This is a genomic window from Ruegeria sp. BHSC223 (genome assembly GCF_059613025.1).
Map to the genome: position 1 here is coordinate 1 of NZ_JBXWRR010000043.1, position 1,116 is coordinate 1,116.

Here is a 1,116-nt window from a genome sequence, read left to right on the forward strand (position 1 = left end):
GGACGGCTCGGTGAGCATTGCGGTGCTGGGCAATGACAGCGACCCGGATGGGGACAGCCTGGTGGTGAGTGGGGCGAGTGATCCTGCCAATGGCAGCGTCGTGGTGAACGCAGACAACACGCTGAGCTATACGCCGGATGCGGATTTCAACGGGACCGACACGTTCACCTACACGGTGAGCGACGGCAATGGCGGTGCCGACACGGCAACGGTGACGGTGACGGTGACGGGTGTGAACGACGCGCCCGTCGGTAATGCGGATTCGGCTACTACCGAAGAGGATACACCGGTAACCATAGCGGTTCTGGCAAACGATGGGGATAGAGAGGGCGACAGTCTTTCTATTGCTTCGTTCACGCAACCAGAGCACGGCAGCATTACCGTCAACGGGGATGGTAATGTCACCTATTCGCCGGATGAAAATTACAATGGGCCAGATAGTTTCACATATGTCTTGACCGATGGTGCAGCCAACTCGGCCCCGGTCTCGGTGTCGCTCTTGGTTGGCGTTGTCAACGATCCTCCCTCCGCATCTGATGACGCCGTTTCAACCCTGGAAGATACTCCGGTGAGCATTGCGGTGCTGGGCAATGACAGTGACCCGGATGGGGACAGCCTGACGGTATCTTCGGTCGGATTTGCGGCCAATGGCAGCGTCGTGGTGAACGCAGACAACACGCTGAGCTATACGCCGGATGCGAATTTCAACGGGACCGACACGTTCACCTACACGGTGAGCGACGGCAATGGGGACATCGACACGGCAACGGTGACGGTGACGGTGACGGGGGTGAACGACGCGCCGGTTGCGGTTGATGACACGGTCTCGGTGGCCGAGGACGGCTCGGTGAGCATTGCGGTGCTGGGCAATGACAGCGACCCGGATGGGGACAGCCTGACGGTGAGCGGGGCGAGTGATCCTGCCAATGGCAGCGTCGTGGTGAACGCAGACAACACGCTGAGCTATACGCCGGATGCGAATTTCAACGGGACCGACACGTTCACCTACACGGTGAGCGACGGCAATGGCGGTGCCGACACGGCAACGGTGACGGTGACGGTGACGGGCGTGAACGACGCGCCGGTTGCGGTTGATGACACGGTCTCGGTGGCCGA

At 60.7% G+C, this 1,116-nt stretch carries 1 protein-coding gene; it reads left to right on the top strand.

Annotation, left to right across the window (positions count from 1 at the left end; genetic code table 11):
- Positions 1-1,116 (top strand): Ig-like domain-containing protein (locus tag AC2FNY_RS21040; protein ID WP_496803653.1); only part of this gene is annotated, 1,116 nt, incomplete at both ends.